Source organism: Acinetobacter wuhouensis (assembly GCF_001696605.3).
GTDB classification, from domain to species: domain Bacteria; phylum Pseudomonadota; class Gammaproteobacteria; order Pseudomonadales; family Moraxellaceae; genus Acinetobacter; species Acinetobacter wuhouensis.
Genome location: NZ_CP031716.1, coordinates 577,404 through 602,721, shown reverse-complemented (window position 1 = coordinate 602,721; position 25,318 = coordinate 577,404). Strand labels below are relative to the sequence as shown.

Sequence of the window (25,318 nt, the reverse complement as noted above, 5' to 3'; positions counted from 1 at the left end):
ATAACTGCGATAATATTCACATTTTTTAAAGAACGTTAGTCCTCCTTAAAATATCACTATCCTATTGAAGGTCAAGTTATTTTTTAAACAGAATAAAAAAAAAGTATATCCGAGATATACTTTTTAAATTCAATTAAAAATAGTGTTTAGTTATTTTTTATTGATATGTGCTAAATCTAACAAAACATTGGCAGCTTCGTTCACAAACGTTTCCTCCTCAGGTAATGCAGGACGCTGATTCACCTTCATTTTTGCTCGAGATTCTGCTAAAGCATCCAAGCTTGCTTGGTAGCTTTCCCAATTCGAATAAGGTTTTAAACCTGTTTCAGAACGGCGCTTATTTTCAGCAGCCAAGGTTTTTGCTTCAAGTGCGAGTAAGTCCGCTTTACGCTTTTCAATATCTAAAGAAATTTGCTTTTGATCTTTGGCTTCTTGAGCAATCGTCTTCCGCGTACTCAAATATTGAAACTGAGGGTCAGTACTGACACGGATTTTCGACTTTTCGCTGAGTTGAGCCACATAAGGTTGAATCGAACCTTCACGCTTGAATGGTGCGGTTGGAATGGTATCCCATTTCAATGCATTCTTGGCTTTACGTTCACCAAACTCTTCGTCGTAAATATCAACTAACTTGATATCGGGAATAACGCCTTTATTTTGAGTACTTCCACCCGTAATTCGATAAAATTTACGTTGCGTCAAAGTTGCTTGACCATAAGCCAAACTATCCAATTGAACTTGTGCAGTTCCCTTACCTGTGGTTGTACTTCCAAGAATGACTGCACGATCATAATCTTGTAATGCAGCAGAATAGATTTCGCTTGCTGAAGCAGATGCCAGATTCACTAAGACTGCCATTGGACCTGCATAAGTTTGTGCACCGCCATCGGTATCTTCAAATACACTGACATTACCATTGCCATCACGGATTTGAACCACTGGACCTTCTTTGACAACCTGACCAATCATTTTGGCAACTTCTTCTAGTGAGCCACCAGGGTTATTACGTAAATCAACAATGATTCCTTCAACATTCTGCGCTGCTAATGATTTCAATGCATTATTGGTATCTTCCGCCACTGAACGATATTCAGTTCCTGCACGACGCGCACGATAGTTCAAATAGAATGATGGAATTTCTACAACACCAAACTTATGATTTTTCCCATCACGTGTCACTTCAACTGTACGTGAACGCACGCCTGCGTCTTCTTCTTGGATAATGTCACGAGTAATCGTCACCACACGCGCTTGATTCATCGCTGCACCTGCGCCAAGAAGTTTCACAGAAACTTTGGTGCCACGCTTACCACGAATTAAACCGACAATTTCAGAACTCGGCCAACCAATGACATCCACCATTGCTTCGCCATCTTGTGCAACACCTATGATTCGGTCACCTGATTTGACTTGTCCTGTTTTACTTGCAGGACCACCGTCCACAATGGTTTCAATTTTGGTGTAATCCTCATTACCACGTTCAGGACGAATCGACACACCAATCCCTTCAAGTTGCAAGGTTGTTTGACGATTTAACTCCATTGCATCGACAGGAGGGAAATAATTGCTATGCGGATCATAAGTGAGTGTCATTGCATTAAGAATACGCTCTAACACATCATCACTTTTGGTACGTCCGATACGTGCCAATTGACGAGTATAACGCTTGGTCAATGTCTGAGCTGGGGTCAAATCCTCAGATGCTGTTAGATCTTGCCCATTCGCCAAAGTTGGATCATCTTTGAGTGCTTTCTGTTTAGCTTGATCTTCTTCTTTAGAAATCGTTAGATTGATCAACTGAGAAACTAACATTTTACGCCAGTAATTTTCTAATTCGGCTTTACTACCAAAAAATGCTGCTTTTTCACGATCAGTATCAATAAACTCATTAGACTGCTTTAAATTTTGTGTTTTTTTCAGTTCAGCCAATTCAAATTCATAAAATTCTTTTAATCTCGCACGATAATGTGCATGAATCGCAAATGGCCCCGTTAAATCACCTGCTTTTAATTTTGCACCTAAAGTGGCACCATATTCTTTTTTATACTGCTCAACTTCTGAAGCTAAAAATAAGGTGTGCTCTGGATCAAGACTGTCGATATACATATCTAGAATGCGACTTGATGTATTCGCATCCAAACGCATATTCAAATAATGTTGACGGTCAATAAGCGCAGCCAACTGGCGAGTCACCAAGGCTTGTTCTTGTGAGGGCTGAATAGATTGAGACACTTTAGTCGCATTGGTTTCAGCCACTGCTTGATTAATTGTATGCGTGAAAAATAAACCACCAGTGACAAGTGCTATGGCGCAAACGAGATTTTGAAGTTTCATAAATTCTTAATACTTCCTAGAGGTTTCCCAATTTCTATAGCGTTTTTCAATCTGAACTCAACAGTTTCAAGATCTTAAACAACTTTATCTGTTTATGTTGTGTAGTTTTATCATAATCTGTACGGTGTAAATGTAGCAAATCATTGCAGAAATCGGGTATTGTTTCCAAGTTTATATAAATACAACCGTGGATTCCTATGATCGGCGCATTGATGCTTGATATTGCAGGCACAGAACTTACTCAAGAAGATATTGAACTATTACAAGCTCCGCAAGTCGGTGGCATGATTTTATTTTCAAGAAATATAGAATCTCCTGCACAAGTCCGTGCCTTAACCGATCATATGCGTCGTATTCGACCTGATATTCTGATCGCTGTGGATCAAGAAGGTGGTCGCGTACAACGCTTAAAAAATGGGTTCACACTACTTCCTGCTATGGGTAAGTTTGGTGAACTTTACTTAACCCAACCTGAAAAAGCACTAGAACTGGTTGAACAATGCGGTTGGCTCATGGCAATCGAAGTCCTCGCTGTCGGTATTGATTTTAGTTTTGCACCCGTTTTAGATCTCAATGATATTAGTGATGTGATTGGTGATCGTGCTTTTGCAAAGAATGTACAAGATATCGTGCCACTTGCAAGTGCATTTATGAAAGGTATGCAACGTGCGGGCATGGCGACTACAGGCAAACATTTTCCTGGTCATGGTTCTGTAAAAGCAGATTCGCATGTTGCAGCAGCGGTTGATACTCGTGAATATCAAGATATTTACGATAATGACATGCAAAGCTTTATCAAACTACAATCGCAGTTAGATGCACTGATGCCTGCGCATGTGATCTATGAAAAAGTCGATCCAAATCCAGCAGGTTTTTCACCGTATTGGATTCAAAAAGTCTTACGTCAAGAATTGAAGTTTGATGGCGTGTTATTCTCTGATGATTTAAGCATGCAAGCAGCCTGTGTCGCAGGTGGTGCAGATGCTCGTATTCGTGCAGCTCTAGATGCTGGTTGTGATATGGGCTTGGTATGTAATAATCGTGAATCAGCATGCACAGCACTAAGTGGTATCGAAAATTTACCTATGCCGAATCAAGAGCGTTTAGAGCGCATGCGTGGGAAAATTCCACAAATTAACATTGGCGAAACTCTCGATCTTGGAAATGAATGGCAGGCTGTCAAAAAAGTCATTGAAGATTTTAAGAATTCACTTTAAAAAGATAAAGCTCCCTCCTTTTAAAAAAGGAGGGTTGGGGAGGATTTAAGGTATTATTGAATAAATTAAATTTTCATATTCCTTTTTGATTATCGTTTAATCTCTGTAAAGTAAATTTTAAATTAAAAAAAGAAAAGTTAAGGATAACCATGACTCAAGCGCTATCGAAGCATCGCCATATTTCATTTACAGCTCACTACACAGGCTATATCTGGTATCAAATGGGGATTTCACACCCACTACTCGCAACCTCCAAAGGTAAAACTTTGGCAATGATTGCGCACCCCATCGAAAGCTGGGGCGAAAAATATGTCGGTGGTAGCATGCGGACTACACTCAAAGAACGCCATACCATGCTTGACGATCATCTCCGCCAATTGATTGAGCAACATCCTAACTTACAAGTGCTAGAAATAGCAGCTGGGCTTTCACCACGTGGCTGGTGGTTTAGACAACATTATCCAATGATTGACTATCGTGAACTGGATTTGCCCGATATGGCAAATACTAAACAAACAGCGCTCAAACAAATTGATGCTAATAGCCCTGAAGTACTCTCAGTCGATCTATTTACTGAAGACTTCCAAAAAGCGTTTGAGGTTTTCGATCCAAGTCGTCCATTGGTGGTGATCAGTGAAGGCTTAATTAATTATTTTACCAAAGAGCTTTTACAACAACTCATTCAATCCATTGCATATTATGGCAAAGACTTCCAATCACTACATTACCTCACTGATCTTTATCCTGAGCCAGTGAAAAATAAACTTGCCAAAGTCATTTGGAGCAGTAGTAAGCTGTTAAAAGTCATGTCACGAAGTGCCTTTAGCTTTCACTTTGTTACTCCTGAAGAAGTACGCAATTTTATGCAACAGGCAGGCTTTTCTAAAGTTCAAGTGATTCAACCCAGCCTTTATTTCAAAAAAGACAAAGTGGGATTAGATCCTGAAGAACATTTAGGTGATTTGGTCTGGATGATTGATGCGAGTCTATAACCAATCTCAATACACAATAAAAAAACCAGTCATTCGACTGGTTTTTTACATCAACAATCTTTAGTCAACCATCACTTAAGCCAGAGCTTCCTCTTCCACTTCACACGTTTCTTGACCTTGACTTTGACGTGCAATAAAACGTAACAAACGATCTGCATTTTCAAAACTACCATGTTTGAATAAGGCACGAATACCCTGCTCTGAAGTTTCAAAAATCAAACATTCAATCGCAAACTCACCTTCATCATCACTTAAATTCAAAGCTAAATCACGGGTATGCGCATTGACAAAATCCAAGTCATTTTGCGTATCAAGCTTCATCAGTAAACCAAAATAATTCACATCCATGACTTCAACAGATACAACTTTATGGGAATGTCGATGCGTTAATTGACGATGTGGCTCAAGTACTGCGATACGAGCTTCTCCACGACGTTCAATGTTTTGCATTTCCTCACGTGTAAAGTTAATAATGCCATCCAGACCTTGAATCGATTTACCTTGTAGATAAGTTGTGAATAGATGCATGGTTTCTTTACGACGTTGCAATTGTGGGACATGATCTGCATTGGCAATCATCGCAAACTGCATATCTGGGCATTGCATCGCAAATTTTGCATTTTCATGAGGCAAAGTAAAACTATCATACTGACCACATGCCACCAATGTATTGACTTGTGGCGCAGGCACATGACTTAGACGCAATAAGCGATTACAGTTAATTTCATAGCGTTCTTGTTCAGTATTGGAAAACTCTGCCATTTGCTTAAAGAACAATCTTTTCGCTGTTGGCGACATACGAGTTTTATCCATTTTGGCATGATTGACCAAATATAGAATGACGGCTTGCCCAAACTCATCCATGCGTTGTTCTTTCATCAACATCAAAGATTCTTCAAGTAGCATCCGCCAACTTTTTCGGGTTTCCTGCATCACGCCCATCAGAATCATGCGTTCTACCAATTCTGGACGTTGATCTACAAAGAATGAGGCAATTACAGAACCTAAGGAAATACCGACTACAGCAACTTTTTGAATATTCACAATATCAAGCCATTGACCTAACATTTGTGAAAGATCAGGTAATGCCAATGTACCTGCAGACAACCCCGTATCCACATTGGTAATTTGTTGATTTGCACCCATAGAAGGCAAATCAATGAGAATGACTGGACCACTTTCAAAGAATTGCTCAACACAATACTTATAGGAATTAAAATTTTGGAATGCCCCACCGACAATCACAATAGGCGTATTGTGAATCGTTCGAGGATCTGCGATTGCCATATATTCAACTTTCCAGCCATCAATCCATGTCTCTCGAGGCTGTTCTTTAAAGCTGTTTTTATGATAGATATCAAAAAAACCAAAGCTTGTTAAAGTTTGGTTCGTTTCGGTGTCCATTTGGATAATGGAATTCATATCCTTCCTCCATCCCTGCTTTATTCTTTTAATCTGCAAGAAATATAACCTACATTATTCTTTCAAATTTGTGATACGTATAAGTTCTGTATCACATCAATGTCCTTATTGTTTCATTCTTACAGATGTCTGATTTATACGCAATCGCTAAATTGACCGCTTATCTTGTTTAAATGGTAAAAAGATTTGCAAAATATGAATAGGTAAGCTTGAGAACAAGTTTATTTCAGAGAAATACTTCCTTGCTATTGCTTAGACTGCTACTATCAAAGGGAAATTTCTAAGTGATCAAATAAACTGCTATGCAAGATTCCATCGAACAGTATATGCAAACTGTAGGTCAACAAGCTCGCCAAGCCTCTCGTGTTTTGGCTGGTGCGACTACACTTGCAAAAAATAATGCCTTATCTGCTATTTATACTGCTTTAGAAAATAGTGAACCGCAAATTTTAGCTGCCAACCAAATTGACATGACCAAAGGTCGTGACAACAACTTGGATAGTGCCCTACTTGATCGCTTAGAACTCAACCCCACACGCTTTAAAGGGATGCTACAAGGCTTAAAAGATGTGATTAGCCTCGTTGACCCAATCGGTGAAATCACAGATTTGGCTTACCGCCCTACCGGCATTCAAATTGGTAAAATGCGTGTGCCTTTAGGCGTAGTCGGCATGATTTATGAGTCACGTCCGAACGTGACCCTTGAAGCTGCCTCTCTTGCACTCAAGTCAGGAAATGCGATTATTTTACGTGGTGGCTCTGAAGCATTGAACTCTAACCAAGCGATTGCTGAAGCAGTTCAACATGGTTTAAAAGCGGCTGGTTTACCTGAGACTTGCGTGCAAGTCCTCAATACACCTGATCGTGCTGCTGTCGGTCAATTGATTACCATGACTGAATATGTCGATGTCATCGTACCGCGTGGTGGTAAAGGCTTGATTGAACGAATTACCAATGAAGCAACAATTCCAGTGATTAAACATTTGGATGGTAATTGTCATGTCTTTGTGGAAGCACAAGCAGACCTACATAAAGCTTTGCCAATCGCACTAAATGCCAAAACGCATCGCTATGGTGTATGTAATGCCATGGAAAGTTTGCTTGTGGATGAAAAAATTGCTGATGAATTTTTACCGCGCATTGCTGAACTCTATGCTGAAAAACAAGTGGAGTTACGTGGTTGCCTAAAAGTACAAAAACTTTTAGGTGATACCGTAAAGCCTGCCAGTGAAGAAGATTGGTATGAAGAATATTTAGGTCCAATTTTGGCAGTCAAAATTGTTTCTGGAATTGAAGAAGCGATTGAACACATCAACAAATATGGTTCACACCATACCGATGCGATTATTACTGAAAACTTTAGCCTAGCACGTCAATTCTTAACACGTGTGGATTCAAGTTCAGTGATGGTCAATGCGTCAACCCGCTTTGCCGATGGTTTTGAATATGGCTTAGGTGCTGAGATCGGTATTTCAACTGATAAAATCCATGCACGTGGTCCAGTCGGTCTAGAAGGCTTAACCTCGCAAAAATGGATTGTTTTAGGTGATGGGCAAATTCGCCAATAATTCAATAAATTAGCAATATAAACTCAGTATTTATTTCAATAGGTACTGAGTTTTTTATTTTCAATCTGTTTTTTTGTGAATATTCAAAAAAATCTTTTGCTTACAAGAAAAACATAAAGACTCTAGCGAAGCGTGTAAATGAGTGATAATTTTTAGCAATCAACTGATAAATATTAAATATTAATCAATTTCAGGTCGATCATCCAAAAGTCTAATCACCTAAAGTCTATCTAGGACAAAAAAACTACACATGGTAAAACATCACTACTGATCTAAATTGCCCTGCAAAGAAGCGTAATCAGATCAATCAGGATGACTTTTTCAAATTACAATTTCGGGTATTAAAACGTGTCTACATCAGTATTAGTAATTAACTGCGGATCTTCATCAATCAAATATGCGCTTGTTTCTGAACGTCGTGAAGATCGAATCTTTGGTCTTGCAGAAAACTTAGGCTCTGCTGAGGCACGTATCAAAGGCGTCACAGCGGGTAATCAACCGCTTGAACTTTCTATTCCACATGCTGACCATGAAAAAGCATTGGAAACGATCTTAGGTCGTCTGTCTCAATACAAACCAAAAGCGATTGGTCACCGTGTTGTACACGGCGGTACTTCGACTAAAGCAGAATTATTAACACCTGAAATTGTAGACAAAATTCGTGAAGCAACACCGCTTGCACCACTTCACAATCCTGCTCACTTGGTGGGTATCGAAGCAACAATGCGTTTGTTCCCTGAACTTCCTCAAGTTGCTGTTTTTGATACTGCGTTCCATCAAACGATGCCTGCACATGCATACCGTTATGCATTGCCAAAATTCTTATATACAGAACACAATGTACGCCGTTATGGCTTCCACGGTACAAGTCACGCGTATGTATCTGAGCGTGGTTCTGAACTTGCAGGTAGCTACAAACACGGTGGTTGGTTAACAGCACACTTAGGTAATGGTAGCTCAACTTGCGCGATCTGGAATGGTCAATCTGTAGATACGTCTATGGGCTTAACACCGCTTGAGGGCGTAGTGATGGGTACTCGTAGTGGTGATGTAGATCCAAGTATTCACAGCTTCCTTGCTTCGAACTTAGGTTGGGACATCTATAAAATTGATAAGATGCTCAACAGCCAATCAGGTCTATTAGGTTTATCTGATCTTTCAAATGACATGCGTACTTTGATTGAAGCGTCTGAGCAAGGCAATGAGGATGCAACTTTAGCCATTGAAGTATTCTGCTACCGTTTAGCAAAATCACTTGCAGCTTTAAGTTGTGGTCTTCCACGCATTGACGGCTTATTCTTCACGGGTGGTATTGGTGAAAACTCTGCTTATATCCGTGAAAAAACCATTGCCTACTTACCGCACTTCGGTTTCAACCTCAGCAAAGAACACAATGATGGTTTAAAACGTGGTACAGAAGGTCGTATTGATGCAGGTACTGGTCCACAAATCTGGGTTGTTCCTACAGATGAAGAAGGTCGTATTGCTAAAGAAACTGAAAGCGTTGTAGAACATGAGGTACAACAGGCTGCAAAAAAGCATGAATCTGATGTTGCGACAGCTTAAGCTGTCCTAACACTTGTAGCTGTCGAAGGGATGATTTGATCATCATCCCATCACTGAAAATAATCTGGTTTTACCCAAACACAACAGATAAATGAAGAACTCCGACAAATCCTGTACGGAGTTTTTCATCACAAACCTTTGAAAAATTAACAGCTTTTTATTTATTAAAGAAATAGTCTATGAAAACGATTTTATTGGTTCCAACTGGAGAAGGCGTAGGTCTAACCTCTGCTTGTTTAGGTTTAGTATATGCTTTGGAATGCCAAGGTGTTAAAGCAGGTTTTGTAAAACCATTTTCACAAGAATTAAATACCGATCCAGATCGTACCACGGCACTGTATCGCCATATTTCAAAATTGGATACAGTTGAGCCTATTTCTTATGCGAAGCTGACTCAGCAATTAAACAATGGTGAAACTGATGAATTGCTTGAAGAAGCTGTCAGCCTACAACGCCAAGTCGCGAAGTCACACAATATTATTATTGTTGAAGGTTTAGTACCTACTGCACGTGATTCTTTTGCGAGTGATTTAAACGCATCATTGGCTCAAGCTTTAGATGCCAAAGTTATTTTTGTTAGCAATGCAGATATTACTAAACCAGAACAAACAGCTGAAAAAGTTGAAGCGCAACTACGCAACTTTGGTGGTGCATCATCTTCGCGTAATGCAGGTGTTTTATTCATGCGTACGCGTGGCTTACCTGCGGATTCTGCACAGATTCCTGTCACCATTGATCCGAATTTACGTTTAATTTCAGATACCAATAATTTCAAAAATGAAATTCATAAAACCCATGCCCACATTGGCTCAACTGAGTTTCCAATCATTGGTTTAGTACCATTTAGCGATACTTTGAGTGTGCCACGTATTTCTGACCTTGCACAACAGATCAAAGCCACTTGGATCAATGAAGGTAAAGCAAAAACACGTCGTGTCTTACACAGCAGTTTGATTGCCGCAAATATTGAACATGAGTTACATAAATTCACGGCAGGCGAGCTGATTATCAGCGCATCTGACCGTATTGATGTATTACTGGCAAGTAGCCTTGCAACTAGCAATGGTATTCCACTAGCTGGTCTTGTTTTGACTGAGCACCATGAACCAAATTCATTGGTACTAGATTTCTGTCAGTCTGCAATTAAAAATGGTTTACCAATTTTACATACACCATTAAGCACTTTTGAAACTGCACAACAATTGGCGAATTTAAGCAATGAAATCCCAGTCGATGATACCGATCGTGCGGATCAAGTGACGCGTTTTGTTTCAAGTCATATCAATCAAGAATGGCTGATTCAAATGCTCAATGGTGATTACAAACCACGTTTATCACCTTCTGCATTCCGTCATGAATTGGTACAAAAATCAATTGCAGCGAAAAAACGTATTGTACTTCCTGAAGGTGATGAACCACGTACCATCCAAGCAGCTGCGATTTGTCAATCTCGTGGAATTGCACAATGTGTTTTATTGGCAAAACCAGAAGCGGTTCTTGAAGTTGCTAAAGCACGTAATATCGAATTGCCATTTGACTTAGAAATCATTGATCCTGATCTGATTCGTGAAAACTATGTGACCAAAATGGTTGAATTACGTAAAGGCAAAATCAATGAGTTGCAAGCACGTGAACAACTACAAGACACGGTTGTACTCGGTACGATGATGTTGGCACTCGATCAAGTCGATGGCTTAGTTTCTGGTGCTGTCCATACGACGGCGAATACTGTACGCCCAGCGTTCCAATTGATTAAAACCGCACCTGATTATTCACTGGTATCTTCTGTATTCTTCATGCTATTGCCTGATGAAGTATATGTATACGGTGACTGTGCGATTAACCCTGATCCAGATGCAGAACAATTGGCTGAAATTGCAATTCAATCAGCAGATTCTGCAAAAGCGTTTGGTATCGACCCACGCATTGCCATGATTTCTTATTCAACAGGAACATCAGGCGCAGGTGCAGAAGTTGAGAAAGTCGCGAAAGCCACTGAGATTGCGAAACAACGTCGCCCTGATTTATTGATCGATGGTCCATTACAGTACGATGCTGCTTCAGTAGAAAGTGTTGGTCGTTCTAAAGCACCTGATTCTAAAGTTGCGGGTCGTGCCAATGTATTTATCTTCCCTGATTTAAATACAGGAAACACCACTTATAAAGCGGTACAACGTTCTGCCAATGTCGTGAGTGTAGGACCAATGTTGCAAGGCTTGAATAAACCAGTCAATGACTTGTCTCGTGGTGCTTTGGTGGATGATATTGTATTCACCATCGCCTTAACTGCGATTCAATCTGCACAACAAGAAGCTTAATCACTTCATCTGATTTTCAAGTTGATACTCAGCCATCCAATTGAAAAATTGGGTGGTTTTTTTTTAAATTAAAATCAACAAAGACACATTAAATCAAATATTTAAAAAATAATAGCGATCACAACAAGTATAATATTCACGTTTTTATTTGATTGTTTTTTATTTATGAATTTTAAATCCTTATCTACAGCATTCACATTTGCCTTATTCAGTAGCTCTGCTTTTTCTTATACTTTCGATCCACTGATTGGAACATGGAAAGTCATTGATCATCGCACAGACGCATATATTTCCGACATTGTGATTCGCAAAAACTCCAAAACGCAACAGTACAGTGCCGTGATTACTCAATTGCATGGTGCTTCAAAAAATTTAAAAACCTGTCAAAAATGTACTGGAAGCCTTAAAAACCAACCTGTTATCGGTATGGAGGTATTACAAGGGCTTAGTACCAATACAAACAACAGTCACTTTAGCCATGGTCTGTGGACAAATCCTGACAATGGTTACCAATATAAAATCAGTGGTCAGTTGAATCACTCAAAGACACAACTGCAAATGACAGGTCGCACCACGCAAAACCATACGACTTCTATGCTTTGGATCAAGTTACAGGATGTTCACTAAATAATAACTAAGCTTTAAAACAGCTTAAAAGCTCCCTTCATTTTAATGTACATCGCATCAGTAAAATTTGAACATAAAAAAAGCCCGACATCCTGTCGGGCTTTTTTCGTATTTGATGCTTAGGTATGACTCCTGTCTTACCTCACATTCCTTGTTCTGTATTTTCTTTTTATTTTCGGAGCATCCTGCTCTCTATGTCCCCATGATAAAAAAATATAGATGTGCTGTATATTGGACAACGCCTTCAATTCATGTACGCCATAGCGTACAAAGACATATTACGACGCTACACAACCATTCGGCGTTGATTCAACGGCAATCCTTTACTTCAGTCCACAATATCCACGCTATTGATCAATCTTTAAAACACCTTGTTCACTCACCGTCGCAGCAAACTTACGCTGTTGCTGTGCATCTAACATCACCAAACCTGAAGCACCTTGATTATTTAAAAACAAATAATTGGAAGCACCATTCTGATGATCAAATTTGATGTGTGAGCCTTTGGGATCCATTTCAAGTTTGACATTTAGCAAAGGCTCTGCGATTGAAGCCAGTTGTATCTTGGAAAATCCGGCTTGATCTAATTCAATACGAGCGCCAACTTCGCCTTGTAAATTCAACAATTGAACTGATGCTAAACCTTGTTCAACACTAAGTCGAATCCGTGGTTGATCATGCTCATCGACAATTTCCAATTCTCTTAACTTAAGTTTTTGCTGAATGTCACTCATATTTAATCTCTCTATTATTGTGTTGTGAGTTGTTTAAATATTTGAATATAGTTATTTGCCTTTTCTTCAAATTGATGATCACCTGCATCAAAATACCAATTTTGCACAGTGCAAGGCTTCACTAAGCCCAACTGTTCCAATTGAAGATGTGCATCATAAACATCAAGCAAAGCCTGAACTAAAACAGAGCTCAAATCTGCTTTGATCTGTATGCCTGTATCTAAAATACTCGGTGCGAAAGCTACACTTTCCAAACCCAATTGTTGTGCGGTTCTAAATGCAATCTGTACTGCTTTTGCGGTATCGGCTGTGCTCCAATCTTCTGGACTTCCCATACCAATTAACAAGACTTTTTCAGACTGAATATTCGGCTGTGGCTGATCAAAGAGTATGGTTTCATAACGTACGGCTTGAAATAGTTTTTGCTGACGAATTTGCAGAAGCTTGTCATTTAAAGTTTGGTTTAAGTCTTCAAGCCCACCTTGTATAGGCGCATGATCAACTTCATGATCAAATAGACAACCGCAGGATAAATCCACCTCTGCTGTTACACCATCCCAAGTGACAATATTGAGATTTAATTTTTTGTATTGACCAATGTGAAACTGTTTTGTATTTAGCATATTCAATGTTCGGCAGAGATATTATTGTTATTTTGCCGAATTAAACAAAAAAGAATCGTTGAAAAATACTGATAATTTGTGGTGTTTTGATTAAAAGAACGACCGCATCGATTAGCAGAACCAAAATTAGAGAGCCTTGAATCGTTGCTAAATAGATTAACATCAAGATAACATAAGTCTTTTAAGACAAACCTAACTTATTCTTATATCTTATCTATCTTACTGTACTTTTAAAATCATAAAATGACGAATACTATAATACCCATCTAATGTTATCCAATCTAATTCACGCATCACTTTTTGTATTTCTTCACAAACATCATTATTCCTCAATACTTCAACCGTCAAATCTCCCTGATTATTTCCGATGAATAATCGAAACCACGCCAAAGTATCTAAGTTTGATTCTTTCTGGATCTCGGAGGAAAAACTATCGAACCAATTTTCAGGTAAAGTAGGGAATTCATCATTACTCATTAAACGTGTTCCCATCGCACCCAAATAAGCCTGATAAGTTACCCCTTGGATTTCCCATTGTTCAATGGTGACCTGATCACCTTGTGGTAAATCCCAAAATGCAACAGCAAATACATGAAATGAATTTAAGCAAAAATTTTGCAAAGCATCCGTAATAGCATCATTGTCTTCTCCAATCCCTGCAAAGCACTCAATCATCAACTCACTATCATGATGTAACACTTCAATCTGTAAACAGCCATTTACCGTGTAAGGAAACCATAAAGCTCGAATTGCTGGATACTGTGTGAAATCCTGATATGGAACCAACCAATCCTGTTCCATTGCGTAGGGAATATTATGCTGTTCAAATAACTGCTGAATAGGTTCAATAATTGGAATCGAGTGCATTGATTTATTCTTTTAATGAAATACTTTCCACATTTAACAGTGCCAAGTCACGATGGTCAATCTCTTATTTTCCTCACCAACCACACCGTATGCCCTGTGCAGTCTTGATCTTCCGCGATCATCAACACCTCCTCGAAACCGTAAATTTGGAATAATTCACGATATTCTTCTAGTGACAAACTGGCATGATACAAAGCATCACCAAACAGATCACCAACTGCTTCACCATGCGCAGGACCACTTGTGAACATTAAAGCTGTGCCCTGTTCTGAAAATTTTGTAAATTGCTGGAACATCGTACGCTGATCATTTGGTGTGAGATGAAAAAAACTATCCCACGCAATCATCCCTTGAAACTTTTGCTTTAATTCCAAAGTTCGCATATCTGCGTTTATCCAATGCAAATTGGAAAAAGAGTGTGATGAAAAATTCTGCTGTGCCATTGTGATCATACAGTCGGATGCATCTACACCTGTAACTTTATGTCCTTTTTCAATCAAATATTGGGCAATTGGTTTGCCTGAACCGCAGCCTAAATCTAGAATATTAGAATTTTGCGGAAGTAAAGCTAAAAATCGGTCAAGCCATGCTTGCTCATAAAGATATTCTCCACGTAGTTCAGTCCATGCATGACCATGTTTTTTGTAAATTTCAATAATATTTTCAGAAAGATAAGTTTGATCTATCATAGTCGAAAACAGAGGAATAATTTTTATGATCAGTATAAATCGGGAAAGTATTTATTGTTGTATTTAAAAATTTTGAAACATAAAAAAGAAGATAAAGCGTTAGACTTGATCTTCTTTCTGACCGTACATCCAAGTTGCTGCAATATAAACGCTAAAGCCCACAACCATTAAGATACTCGAAATTGTCATATTTCATTACTCATTTTTGGACAGGCTTATTATGTGAAAGTTTTATGACAAATATATGACAATGATGTCATATTTAGAAAATTTACTATATTAATAAAATTAATTATTAATATTCAAATACTTATAAATTAATTATTTCTAAAATAAATCATTAATATTTCAAAATCCCGCTTTTATACGACAGATATTCACGATTTTCACGCTGAAATATGACAAAAAATTGCCTGATGTAATTTATTAAACTTTAGACCAAATCTTAAGCAAAGTGCCGACAAAACTTGGATTATCACGTATAATTTAGCCCGCTAGCTATCAGCCCGCTCAAGAGATTTTCGATATGACAACTATTATCAAGCAAGATGACTTGATCACATCGGTCAAGGATGCGCTTCAGTTCATTTCTTACTATCACCCACAAGACTTCATCCAAGCGATGAGCCGTGCTTATGATCGTGAAGAGAACAAAGCTGCCAAGGATGCAATTGCACAAATCTTAATTAACTCACGTATGTGTGCAGAAGGTCATCGTCCAATCTGTCAAGATACTGGTATTGTGAACGTATTCGTTGAAGTGGGCATGGATGTTAAATTTGATTTAACCATGAGCTTAGACGATGCGATTAACGAAGGTGTACGCCAAGGCTACCTAGAAAATTCAAATATTCTACGTGCATCGGTTCTTGCTGATCCTGCATTTGGTCGTAAGAATACCAAAGACAACACCCCTGCTGTGATTTATCACAAACTTGTTCCTGGTAACAAAGTAGATATTACTGTTGCAGCTAAGGGTGGCGGTTCAGAAAACAAATCTAAACTTGCTATGTTAAACCCATCAGATTCAATCGTGGATTGGGTACTTAAAACTGTTCCAACAATGGGTGCAGGTTGGTGTCCGCCTGGTATGTTGGGTATCGGTATTGGTGGTACTGCTGAAAAGGCCATGATGCTTGCTAAAGAAGCATTGATGGAAGAGTTGGATATGGACGAATTACTTCGCCGTGGTCCACAAAGCAAACTTGAAGAACTTCGTATTGAAATCTTCGAAAAAGTGAATGCGCTGGGTATTGGTGCGCAAGGTCTTGGTGGTTTAACCACAGTTCTTGATATTAAAATCAAAGACTACCCTTGCCACGCTGCGGGTAAACCAGTCGGTATGATCCCGAACTGTGCTGCAACTCGTCACGCTCATTTCCAATTAGATGGTTCAGGCGTTGCACACATTCAAGCACCTAAACTTTCTGACTATCCTGAAGTGACTTGGGATTCTTCACAATCTAAACGTGTTGACCTAGACAACATCACTCAAGAAGAAATGAACACTTGGCAACCAGGTGATACATTGCTTTTAAACGGAACAATCTATACAGGTCGTGACGCTGCGCACAAACGTATGGTTGATATGTTGAATAAAGGTGAACAGCTTCCTGTCGACCTTAAAGGTAAATTTATTTACTACGTTGGTCCAGTAGATCCTGTGGGTGATGAAGTTGTTGGTCCTGCTGGTCCTACGACTGCAACACGTATGGATAAGTTCACTCGCCAAGTCTTAGAAGCAACCGGTATGTTCGGTATGATTGGTAAAGCGGATCGTGGTCCTGCTGCGGTTGAAGCAATCAAAGACAACAAAGCAACTTATTTGATGGCTGTAGGTGGTGCGGCTTACCTTGTATCTAAAGCAATCCGTGAAGCTAAAGTCGTTGCATTTGCTGACTTGGGTATGGAAGCTATTTACAAATTCAAAGTACAAGACATGCCTGTATCTGTTGCTGTGGATGTCAATGGTACATCTATCCACGCCATTGCACCTAAAATCTGGCAAGCAAAAATTGGAAAAATTCCAGTGGTTGATGCTACTGCGAACTAACCCGAGATTTAGAAAGATACAACTTGTATCTTAATGAAAAAGCATCCTATGATTAGGGTGCTTTTTTATTTTGAGTTGAATAATGAAAATAACACGAATCTTAGCACCAATGCTGTTTACATGTTTCATCTGGGGAATTCAATCTACGGCTTTTGCGACAGTTGCGACCGATAAAAGTGTCGATAAACTTATACAACTTTCTAATATCTCAGAAATTTTTAAACAAAGTACTCGAGATATGCAACCTTACTTTGATGAGCAAGCTGAAGACCTTGTCCGTCAAATTACAGGTGCTCAGACACTGAATATTGAACAGCAAAATGCAGTCTTACAAATCAGTGCGCTATATACAGAAGTACAGCAAAATCTCGTCACCAATCCTGAATTTACAAATATGTTTAAAGCATTGTTCAAAAAGACTTTTACTGAAGAAGAAGTCCAAGCCAACATTGCTTTTTTAAGCACGCCACTCGGACAATCCATCAATAATAAAACGAATAGTTTAATGACTGAGATATTACAGGAAACAACCTTATTCTCTCAGAAACAAATGCTCAAACCTGAAAACCAAAAAGTACTCAAAGCCAAAATGGAAGCCATACTCAAACCAATTCTCCCAACTCAACCTTAAGACCTTTGTAAATTCAATCAAGATGACGTTCAATCACTCAGGTATTTTATGAAATTATTGCCACAGCTTTTTTTAATCGGTTCATGTCTGACAGCAAATCTAACTTTTGCAGCACCTGCATCTGATCAACAAATACAACAACTTCTCAATGTCATGAATCTTGATACACTTTTGCAAGAGACCATACAAAAAATCCGCCCTCAGTTAGATCAACAGGCATATCAAATTGTCAAAATGACGGTAAAGAAAGATCAGCTCAGTCCACAAGAACAAATCGTTGCCAATGAACTTTCCGATAAACTTTATACTCAAAGCCAGAAGACCGTGTCTTGGGATCAAATGAAACCACTTTATCAAAAAATTTATAAAGAGGTTTACAGCGCAGAAGAAATTCAAGCACAAATCGACTTTTATTCGAGTACCGTAGGGCAATCTATTCTGAAAAAAACACCACAAGTCGCTCAAGAAACCATGGCACTTATGAATACAAAATTGATGTCGAGTATGCAGACAACAGCAGCTGATTTTAAGGAAATTAATAAAAAACTAGATACGTTAAAAAAAGCTGCCGAGAACAAATAAATATAAAAAAAGAGAGCTACGCTCTCTTTTTTTATATTCAACACATCACCAAGTCATTGGGTTCCATAATTTAAATGGTGTCGCCAAATGCACATCATCACTGACTTTGTATGCTTCACCTTTAATTTCTTGTTTCGGTTTAAGCACACGCCCATCAGCAGTCACTTCAGCAACAAAGTTTAAGCCTGGTGATTTAAGTTGAGTCATCGCTATTTCTTTTAAACCTTGACGAGTTGGCATTTGCATCAAAGGTCCAACACGCAATAAACCTGCTTCACCATTTGGACCACCACGGAATTTTTCTTCTTCATATTTCACAAAATACTGCCCACCCTCTTCAACAGTAAAATAGGCAACTTTAGGCTTTTGGAAATGGAAAACAGCCAGAGGGCGACTCAGACTTAACTTATAATCCCCTGGTGCAAGCTCAATCCAGTAATAATGATTACTAATCAAACTTGGAATACGTTTTCCATTTAAAAAGAAGTTTGTGGGAATAATTTCCTGGCGATTCCATTTACTATCTGCACGATAAAAATAAACCACAGCAGCTTGAGCACTTTGAGGTTTAACCAGTTTAAAATATTGTCCTGGGGTTTGATTTACCCAAGAGCCAACTGAAAAACCACCTACTTTATATTGATCCAGTTTTTCATGAACAAATGAATCTTCTTTTTTAAAATCAATCGGATTTAAAGTTGATACAACTTTCGTGGATTGCTGTTCAATTGCTTTATGACTTTGGCAAGCTGTTAACCCACAACTGACCAAAATGATTAGACCTAAGTAACGCATGATTTTCCCTCACCGCGTATTTTTTATTTTCGTTATTTAATAAAAATAATTTGAATAAACACTATTTTCCACAGTCAGCTTAACATTTCAATGACTTTTTAAAAATAAAAAAACGTGTAAATAGTCAAGCTAATTACACGTTTCAGATGAATTGCAAAGTCAATTCAATCAAAACCAGCATTTAAGCTGATTTTGTATCAAGTACTTTTAAATCCACTTTTTCAACTTCAACATCATCCTGCTTTGGTTGACGTTCTGCTCTAAACTCAGGTTCTGCTTTATCATTGATCACAGCTTCATTAATCACAACTGTGCCCACGTCTGTACGGCTTGGTAAGTCATACATGGTTTCAAGCAATACATTTTCCAGAATCGAACGTAGACCACGCGCACCTGTATTACGTTCAAGCGCCTTTTTCGCAACCGCACGCAATGCAGAATCTTCAAATAAAAGATCGACATTTTCCATCTCGAAGAGATACTGATATTGACGCGTTAAAGCATTTTTTGGTTCAGTCAAAATTTGCATTAAAGCTTCTTCATCAAGTTCTTCAAGTGTCGCAATCACGGGCAAACGACCAATAAACTCTGGAATTAAACCAAATTTAACAAGGTCAGTCGCTTCAACCTGACGGAACAATTCAGATACTTTCTTGGTATCATCTTTATTCTTCACAGCAGCAGTAAAACCAATACCGCCTTTTTCTTGGCGCTGTTGAACAACTTTCTCTAAACCTGCGAAAGCACCACCACAAATAAACAAAATATTCGAAGTATCGACTTGAATAAACTCTTGCTGTGGATGCTTACGACCGCCTTGAGGAGGAATTGATGCAACTGTACCTTCAATCATTTTTAACAATGCTTGTTGTACACCTTCACCAGACACATCACGAGTGATTGATGGATTTTCAGATTTACGCGTAATCTTGTCAATTTCATCAATGTAGATAATGCCCTTTTGTGCCTTTTCTACATCATAATCCGCTTTTTGCAACAGCTTTTGAATGATGTTTTCAACATCTTCACCGACATAACCCGCTTCAGTTAATGTCGTCGCATCTGCCATCGCAAAAGGCACATCAAGCAAGCGTGCAAGCGTTTGTGCAAGCAATGTTTTACCTGAACCTGTTGGTCCAATCAGCAAAATATTACTCTTCGCAAGTTCAATTGCATCTTTAGGTTTATTTGCAGATTGAGTGACTTTTAAGCGCTTGTAATGGTTATACACTGCCACAGACAATGTTTTTTTCGCAGTGTCTTGACCAATAACATACTGATCCAAAGCCGCACGAATTTCATGTGGTTTTGGTAACGGACGTGATGCCCAATCACCAGTTTCCACTTGCTGACTTGTTTGAACTAAGTCTAAGCATACGTCCACGCATTCATTACAAATATACGCGTCCTCGCCTGCAATCAGCTTACCGACTTCAGACTGCGTTTTACCGCAAAATGAACAATGCTTTTGTCCTTGAGGAAGATCGGACATTTTCACTCCAAATTCTTAAATCTTATCTTTAAATGTTTAGTCTTGAGGGCGTTTGCTTAACACCTGATCCACTAAACCATATTCTTTGGCTTGTTGCGCTGTCATGAAATTATCACGATCTGTATCTTTTGCAACACGCTCATAATCTTGACCACTGTGTTCAGCCATCAAACGATTTAAACGTTCTTTGATAAATAAAATTTCACGTGCATGAATTTCAATATCAGATGCTTGACCACGGAAACCACCTAATGGTTGGTGAATCATAACACGTGCATTTTCAAGACAGTAACGCTTACCTTTTGCACCCGCATTCAATAAGAATGCACCCATAGATGCTGCTTGACCCATACAATACGTCACAACATCTGGCTTAATGAATTGCATGGTATCGTAAATCGCCATACCCGCAGTCACCGAACCACCTGGTGAGTTGATATATAAATGAATATCTTTATCAGGATTTTCAGCTTCTAAAAACAACATTTGCGCAACGATAAGGTTGGCCATGTTGTCTTCAACTTCACCTGTTAAAAAAATCACACGCTCACGTAAAAGACGTGAAAAAATATCGAAAGAACGCTCACCACGAGAAGATTGTTCAACGACCATTGGCACTAAAGCGTTTTCAATTGATGGAACATACATATGTTATTTATTCCTGAATTCTTGTAACTGCACTCATGTTCACAATATGCGGGATAATTGCTGAAAATGCAAAATATTCCCAACTAAATATCAGATATTTTTTGCATAAGTATTGTGAATGAATCGAATAATTTATTTACAACTTCATAAAAAAAGGCGCCGAAGCGCCTTTTTTAAATCAAACAACTTAGCCTTGTTGACGCGCTTGTTGTTCTTTTAACAAATCTTGGTAGCTTACAGCTTCGTCAGTCACTTTTGCAGCAGCAAGAATGTGATCAACCACTTGATCTTCTAACACAACGCCTTCGATTTGAGCACGTTGTTGTTTGTCATTTTTGAAGTATTCGATCACTTCAGTTGGATCTTCATAAGAAGAAGCCATATCTTCGATATAAGCTTCAACTAGAGCTTGATCAACTTCTAGTTTAGCATCAGCTAATACTTTGCTTACTAAAATGCCAAGTTTAACTGATTTTTCAGCTTGCTCTTTGAACAATTCATCTGGAAGCATGCTGCTGTCAAATGCTTTTGCACCTTGAGCACCAAACTGTTGAGTGAATTGTTGAATCATTTGTTGACGTTGACGGTCAATTTCTTGAGCTAACATAGACTCAGGAACTTCAACTTCGTTCGCAGCAACAAGCGCATCAAAAGTTGCACCTTTCACTTGGTTACGAAGACCGTTTTTCACTTCACGTTCCATGTTTTTACGAACGTCAGCTTTTAATTTTTCAACGCCTTCTTCTTCAGTTAAACCAAAGATTTTTAAGAATTCAGCATCAATTTCAGGAAGTTTTTGTTTTTCAACAAGCTTCACAGTGATTTTGAATTGAGCAGCTTTACCTGCAAGGTTTTCAGCTTGGTAGTCTTCTGGGAAAGTTACGTCGATAACTTTCTCTTCGCCTTTCTTCATACCAACGATACCGTCTTCGAAGCCAGGGATCATACGACCAGAACCTAATACAAGTTTAAAGTCTTCAGCAGCGCCGCCTTCAAACTTCTCACCATCAACAGTACCTTCGAAATCGAAAGTTACTTGCATGTCTTTTTTAGCCATGCCTTTAGTTTCAGTCCATTCAGCACGTTGCTTTTGAAGGTTTTCAAGCATTACGTCTACATCTTTGTCATTCACTTCAGATGATTTACGTGTTACTTCAAGACCGTCAAATTTAACTTCAACTTCAGGGTAAACTTCTACAGTTGCTTGATAAACTAAAGTATCATCTTTGTTTTCAACTTTGTCGATATTCGGCATACCAACAGCGTTGATTTTTTCTTGTTGAATCGCTTCAAAAACAGTGTCACGAATTACATCGTTCACTACTTCTTGATAAATACCCGCACCATATTCGCGACGTACAACGTCTAATGGCACTTTACCTGGACGGAAACCATTGATTTTCGCAGTTTTAGCAGTGCGTTTTAAGCGAGCTTCAAATTGCGCGTTCACACGGCTCGTCGGTACAGATACATTTAAACGACGGGCAACGCCCGAAACCGCTTCAGAAGTTACTTGCATGGCTTCCTCGATAGAATTTAGTAATTACAGTTTTTTAAAAAGTGCCACATTATATGACAACATTAAAGGATATACAAAACAGGATAACGAAACTATCGTTTTTTTTCTTAGCTTTCTAGTCATTATTATTTTTTTCAATGTTTTAGAATAATTACTCATTTTTGTATATTTCTTATTGCAAACGATAAACTTTATCATTATCATTTGCTTGTTTTTTATATTTTATTTATTTTCATATATTTATCTCGTCCACTTGGAATTCTATTTATGAGTACATCCCCACTCTGCCCACTCGCACTTGCGATCCTGAGCATTACTGCAAGTTCAGCATTTGCAAATACAGCCAGTCCTGAAAACACTACGACATCTCATCAACTTTCTACGATTGTGGTTACTGCATCTGGATTTGAGCAAGATATTAAAAATGCGCCTGCAAGTATTAGTATTGTGACAAAGGATGATATTGAAAAGAAAAATGCAACAAGCATTTCAGATTTACTTTCAGATATTCCAGGTATTGATATTCGAGATGGTATTGGTAAAACATCAGGTTTAAATATAAAAATGCGTGGATTAGGCAATGAATATAGCCTTATTTTAATTGATGGTCGTCGTCAAACGACTTCATCAGATGTTACACCAAATGGATTTGGCGAATCTTCAAATGGTTTTTTACCGCCATTAGCAGCAATTGAACGTATTGAAGTTATTCGTGGCCCTATGGCTACACGCTATGGCTCAGAAGCTATGGGTGGAGTCATCAATATTATTACAAAAAAAGTGACTGATACGTGGAGTGGTAACGTTACTCTAAGTGGTAATGTTATGGAAAATAATAAAGAAGCTGACTCATGGAAAACAAGCTTCGTCCTGAATGGCCCATTAATTAATGACGTTTTAGGTTTACAGTTACGTGGTAGCTTCCTCGATCGTCAAAAATCTGAGCGTATTCCTAGTACTTCGGGACGTGATCCACGCCCATCTGAAGCAGATGTTTACGATATCGGTGGAAAGGTTAATTTCAAACTCAATGATCAGAATAATTTTTGGGTTGATGGTTTCCAATCAAGCCAAACGTATAGTAATGCTGGAGATCGTCTAGGAACTCAAGATACTGCTAGTCGCGCCCGTGGATATAAAGATGAGCTAGAATTTAACCGAGAACAATATTCACTCGGTCATGAAGGAAACTACGCTTTTGGTAAATGGAACTCTTATGTTAGCCAGACTGAAACGGAAACCAAAGGTCGAACAATACCAACAGGTACATTCGCTAAAAATGCATATGCAGGTGCTGATCGTCACCTAAAAAATACTGATCTTGTTGCCGATACTCACATTATCGCACCTATTGCTAATCACACCTTAACAGTTGGTGCTGAATATAAAAAAGCAGAAGTTGCCGATGATCTTGCAGGTATGGGGGCTAAGTTTGACAAAGATTCCTACTCTTTTTATGCAGAAGATGAATGGCATCTTATGGATAACTTAGCATTTACTTTCGGTGGGCGCTACGAAGACCATTCAGGTTTTGGTGGTCAATTTAGTCCTCGTGGGTATTTTGTATGGAATGCATCAGATGAGTGGACGCTAAAAGGTGGTGTAAGTACAGGATACAAAGCACCCTCACCAAAAGCACTACATGACGGCGTAATTGGTGTGAGTGGTCAAGGGGCAAATTTCCAAATTGGTTCACCAAATTTGAAACCTGAAGAGTCTATTAACTATGAGTTAGGCTTTAACTATAACAATGGTAATTTAGACCTAACTACCACTGCTTTCTTTAATAAAATTAAGAATCTAATCACAGATGGCCCAGACCTATTAAACTGTTCCTTTACTACAACACCAAATAGACCAAATTGTGTGAGCTATGGTGCACACATCACACAAGATACATTTTCCCAAAGTATCAATGCAGATGAAGCAGAGACTAAAGGTGTTGAACTCAGTTTGAAGTACAGCATTATTCCAGAATGGGATGTTAAAGCTGCCTATACTTACATGGAGTCTGAAATCACTAAAGGGGAAAACAAAGGTTCATATTTAAGTAATGTGCCTAAAAATGCATTCAATATGACATCAACATGGCATATCAACAATGCATTTGACCTTTGGTTACAACATGAATATAAGTCTGAGCGTAAACGCTATAATACAGAACAAACTTCTGGTGATGCTGCCATCATTTATCAAGCGACTGGAAATAAATTGAAAGGCTATAATTTATTTAATTTAGGTGCAAATTATTCAATTTCTGACAATATTCGTGTAACAGGCGCTATAAATAACTTGTTAGACAAAGACTTTACTAAGAATGGTAGTTATATAGACGCTAATGGTGACCCTGCTTCTTATTATGATTACATGGTGATTGGTTCTGGTATGTCTGGTACTTACCTCCCAGGTAGAAATTACTGGTTATCACTTTCTTATGATTTTTAAGACTCTATAATCAATAACAAGTTGTTTTTTAAATATAGCCCTGTTAATACAGGGCTATATTTATTTGCAATAATAACTATAACTTAAAGCAAAAAAACCATTTTATTTTTTATTGTTCCAGATTCTCTCAAACCTCATTTTAAAAAGCTGTTTGAATCTTCAACAAACTTACTTAATGATAAAACAGCATCAATGA

Annotated in this window: 20 protein-coding genes; 10 read left to right on the top strand and 10 right to left on the bottom strand. The window is 38.5% G+C overall.

Going from position 1 to position 25,318, the window contains the following annotated elements; all coding sequences use genetic code 11:
- Positions 1-150 precede the first annotated feature (150 nt).
- A complete protein-coding gene (locus BEN71_RS03545) occupies positions 151-2,334 on the bottom strand; it encodes a carboxy terminal-processing peptidase (protein ID WP_068973083.1) in 2,184 nt (727 codons plus the stop codon).
- Positions 2,335-2,531: 197 nt separating this feature from the next.
- Here BEN71_RS03545 and nagZ point away from each other — a divergent pair, with 197 nt between their 5' ends.
- Both nagZ and BEN71_RS03535 read left to right on the top strand, forming a co-directional pair.
- Complete coding sequence (gene nagZ, locus BEN71_RS03540) at positions 2,532-3,551, top strand: beta-N-acetylhexosaminidase (protein WP_068973082.1); 1,020 nt, start codon at positions 2,532-2,534, stop codon at positions 3,549-3,551.
- 149 nt (positions 3,552-3,700) lie between these two features.
- A complete protein-coding gene (locus tag BEN71_RS03535) occupies positions 3,701-4,543 on the top strand; it encodes a class I SAM-dependent methyltransferase (protein WP_068973081.1) in 843 nt (280 codons plus the stop codon).
- A gap of 75 nt (positions 4,544-4,618) precedes the next feature.
- Here the strand turns inward: BEN71_RS03535 and BEN71_RS03530 are convergent, their stop codons facing one another.
- Complete coding sequence (locus BEN71_RS03530; protein WP_068973080.1) at positions 4,619-5,965, bottom strand: alpha/beta fold hydrolase; 1,347 nt, start codon at positions 5,963-5,965, stop codon at positions 4,619-4,621.
- Positions 5,966-6,267: 302 nt separating this feature from the next.
- On the opposite strand from BEN71_RS03530, the gene BEN71_RS03525 reads away from it, so the two are divergent.
- From BEN71_RS03525 to BEN71_RS03510, 4 genes are all read left to right on the top strand, one after another.
- A complete protein-coding gene (locus tag BEN71_RS03525) occupies positions 6,268-7,533 on the top strand; it encodes a glutamate-5-semialdehyde dehydrogenase (protein ID WP_068973079.1) in 1,266 nt (421 codons plus the stop codon).
- A 348-nt stretch (positions 7,534-7,881) separates the two neighbouring features.
- On the top strand, positions 7,882-9,099 hold the full coding sequence (locus tag BEN71_RS03520; protein WP_068973078.1) for an acetate/propionate family kinase: 1,218 nt from the start codon (positions 7,882-7,884) through the stop codon (positions 9,097-9,099).
- A 179-nt stretch (positions 9,100-9,278) separates the two neighbouring features.
- The gene (pta, locus tag BEN71_RS03515) at positions 9,279-11,417 is read left to right on the top strand and encodes a phosphate acetyltransferase (RefSeq protein ID WP_068973077.1); all 2,139 of its coding nucleotides are present in this window, start codon (positions 9,279-9,281) and stop codon (positions 11,415-11,417) included.
- A 165-nt stretch (positions 11,418-11,582) separates the two neighbouring features.
- Positions 11,583-12,044, top strand: coding sequence for a DUF2147 domain-containing protein (locus tag BEN71_RS03510; protein WP_068973076.1), 462 nt, complete (start codon positions 11,583-11,585; stop codon positions 12,042-12,044).
- A gap of 347 nt (positions 12,045-12,391) precedes the next feature.
- Here BEN71_RS03510 and BEN71_RS03505 read toward each other — a convergent pair whose 3' ends face one another.
- The 4 genes from BEN71_RS03505 to BEN71_RS03490 form a co-directional block, all read right to left on the bottom strand.
- Entirely contained in the window at positions 12,392-12,778 is a 387-nt protein-coding gene (locus BEN71_RS03505; protein WP_068973075.1) for a hypothetical protein, read from the bottom strand.
- Positions 12,779-12,792: 14 nt separating this feature from the next.
- Positions 12,793-13,401, bottom strand: coding sequence for a M17 family peptidase N-terminal domain-containing protein (locus BEN71_RS03500; protein ID WP_068973074.1), 609 nt, complete (start codon positions 13,399-13,401; stop codon positions 12,793-12,795).
- A gap of 219 nt (positions 13,402-13,620) precedes the next feature.
- Positions 13,621-14,268 (bottom strand): DUF6348 family protein, encoded by a 648-nt coding sequence (locus BEN71_RS03495; protein ID WP_068973073.1) that lies wholly within the window; start codon positions 14,266-14,268, stop codon positions 13,621-13,623.
- A 56-nt stretch (positions 14,269-14,324) separates the two neighbouring features.
- Positions 14,325-14,957 carry a class I SAM-dependent DNA methyltransferase gene (locus tag BEN71_RS03490; RefSeq protein WP_068973072.1) on the bottom strand — a complete coding sequence of 211 codons (633 nt, stop codon included), beginning with the start codon at positions 14,955-14,957 and terminating at the stop codon, positions 14,325-14,327.
- 526 nt (positions 14,958-15,483) lie between these two features.
- Here BEN71_RS03490 and BEN71_RS03485 point away from each other — a divergent pair.
- The 3 genes from BEN71_RS03485 (at position 15,484) to BEN71_RS03475 (ending at position 18,223) form a co-directional block, all read left to right on the top strand.
- Positions 15,484-17,010, top strand: a complete 1,527-nt coding sequence (locus BEN71_RS03485; protein ID WP_068973071.1) for a fumarate hydratase — start codon at positions 15,484-15,486, stop codon at positions 17,008-17,010.
- Between the two features lie 82 nt (positions 17,011-17,092).
- The gene (locus BEN71_RS03480) at positions 17,093-17,641 is read left to right on the top strand and encodes a DUF2059 domain-containing protein (protein WP_068973070.1); all 549 of its coding nucleotides are present in this window, start codon (positions 17,093-17,095) and stop codon (positions 17,639-17,641) included.
- Positions 17,642-17,689: 48 nt separating this feature from the next.
- Positions 17,690-18,223, top strand: a complete 534-nt coding sequence (locus BEN71_RS03475) for a DUF2059 domain-containing protein (protein WP_068973069.1) — start codon at positions 17,690-17,692, stop codon at positions 18,221-18,223.
- A gap of 45 nt (positions 18,224-18,268) precedes the next feature.
- On the opposite strand, the gene BEN71_RS03470 is transcribed toward BEN71_RS03475, so the two are convergent.
- From BEN71_RS03470 to tig, 4 genes are all read right to left on the bottom strand, one after another.
- Positions 18,269-19,018 carry a DUF2846 domain-containing protein gene (locus BEN71_RS03470; protein WP_068973068.1) on the bottom strand — a complete coding sequence of 250 codons (750 nt, stop codon included), beginning with the start codon at positions 19,016-19,018 and terminating at the stop codon, positions 18,269-18,271.
- Positions 19,019-19,199: 181 nt separating this feature from the next.
- On the bottom strand, positions 19,200-20,510 hold the full coding sequence (clpX, locus tag BEN71_RS03465) for an ATP-dependent Clp protease ATP-binding subunit ClpX (RefSeq protein WP_068973067.1): 1,311 nt from the start codon (positions 20,508-20,510) through the stop codon (positions 19,200-19,202).
- 36 nt (positions 20,511-20,546) lie between these two features.
- Positions 20,547-21,158 carry an ATP-dependent Clp endopeptidase proteolytic subunit ClpP gene (gene clpP / locus BEN71_RS03460; RefSeq protein ID WP_068973066.1) on the bottom strand — a complete coding sequence of 204 codons (612 nt, stop codon included), beginning with the start codon at positions 21,156-21,158 and terminating at the stop codon, positions 20,547-20,549.
- 187 nt (positions 21,159-21,345) lie between these two features.
- A complete protein-coding gene (gene tig, locus BEN71_RS03455) occupies positions 21,346-22,677 on the bottom strand; it encodes a trigger factor (protein WP_068973065.1) in 1,332 nt (443 codons plus the stop codon).
- A 267-nt stretch (positions 22,678-22,944) separates the two neighbouring features.
- Between tig and BEN71_RS03450 the strand changes: the two genes are divergently transcribed.
- The gene (locus BEN71_RS03450; RefSeq protein WP_068973064.1) at positions 22,945-25,122 is read left to right on the top strand and encodes a TonB-dependent receptor domain-containing protein; all 2,178 of its coding nucleotides are present in this window, start codon (positions 22,945-22,947) and stop codon (positions 25,120-25,122) included.
- The last annotated feature ends 196 nt before the right edge of the window (positions 25,123-25,318 follow it).

Coding starts and splice junctions, on each gene's coding strand:
- BEN71_RS03525 (WP_068973079.1), top strand. CDS start 6,268: ATGCAAGATTCCATCGAACAGTATATGCAAACTGTAGGTCAACAAGCT.
- BEN71_RS03450 (WP_068973064.1), top strand. CDS start 22,945: ATGAGTACATCCCCACTCTGCCCACTCGCACTTGCGATCCTGAGCATT.
- pta (WP_068973077.1), top strand. CDS start 9,279: ATGAAAACGATTTTATTGGTTCCAACTGGAGAAGGCGTAGGTCTAACC.
- BEN71_RS03485 (WP_068973071.1), top strand. CDS start 15,484: ATGACAACTATTATCAAGCAAGATGACTTGATCACATCGGTCAAGGAT.
- BEN71_RS03475 (WP_068973069.1), top strand. CDS start 17,690: ATGAAATTATTGCCACAGCTTTTTTTAATCGGTTCATGTCTGACAGCA.
- BEN71_RS03500 (WP_068973074.1), bottom strand. CDS start 13,401: ATGCTAAATACAAAACAGTTTCACATTGGTCAATACAAAAAATTAAAT.
- BEN71_RS03480 (WP_068973070.1), top strand. CDS start 17,093: ATGAAAATAACACGAATCTTAGCACCAATGCTGTTTACATGTTTCATC.
- BEN71_RS03510 (WP_068973076.1), top strand. CDS start 11,583: ATGAATTTTAAATCCTTATCTACAGCATTCACATTTGCCTTATTCAGT.
- tig (WP_068973065.1), bottom strand. CDS start 22,677: ATGCAAGTAACTTCTGAAGCGGTTTCGGGCGTTGCCCGTCGTTTAAAT.
- BEN71_RS03470 (WP_068973068.1), bottom strand. CDS start 19,018: ATGCGTTACTTAGGTCTAATCATTTTGGTCAGTTGTGGGTTAACAGCT.
- BEN71_RS03530 (WP_068973080.1), bottom strand. CDS start 5,965: ATGAATTCCATTATCCAAATGGACACCGAAACGAACCAAACTTTAACA.
- BEN71_RS03495 (WP_068973073.1), bottom strand. CDS start 14,268: ATGCACTCGATTCCAATTATTGAACCTATTCAGCAGTTATTTGAACAG.
- clpP (WP_068973066.1), bottom strand. CDS start 21,158: ATGTATGTTCCATCAATTGAAAACGCTTTAGTGCCAATGGTCGTTGAA.
- BEN71_RS03535 (WP_068973081.1), top strand. CDS start 3,701: ATGACTCAAGCGCTATCGAAGCATCGCCATATTTCATTTACAGCTCAC.
- clpX (WP_068973067.1), bottom strand. CDS start 20,510: ATGTCCGATCTTCCTCAAGGACAAAAGCATTGTTCATTTTGCGGTAAA.
- nagZ (WP_068973082.1), top strand. CDS start 2,532: ATGATCGGCGCATTGATGCTTGATATTGCAGGCACAGAACTTACTCAA.
- BEN71_RS03505 (WP_068973075.1), bottom strand. CDS start 12,778: ATGAGTGACATTCAGCAAAAACTTAAGTTAAGAGAATTGGAAATTGTC.
- BEN71_RS03490 (WP_068973072.1), bottom strand. CDS start 14,957: ATGATAGATCAAACTTATCTTTCTGAAAATATTATTGAAATTTACAAA.
- BEN71_RS03545 (WP_068973083.1), bottom strand. CDS start 2,334: ATGAAACTTCAAAATCTCGTTTGCGCCATAGCACTTGTCACTGGTGGT.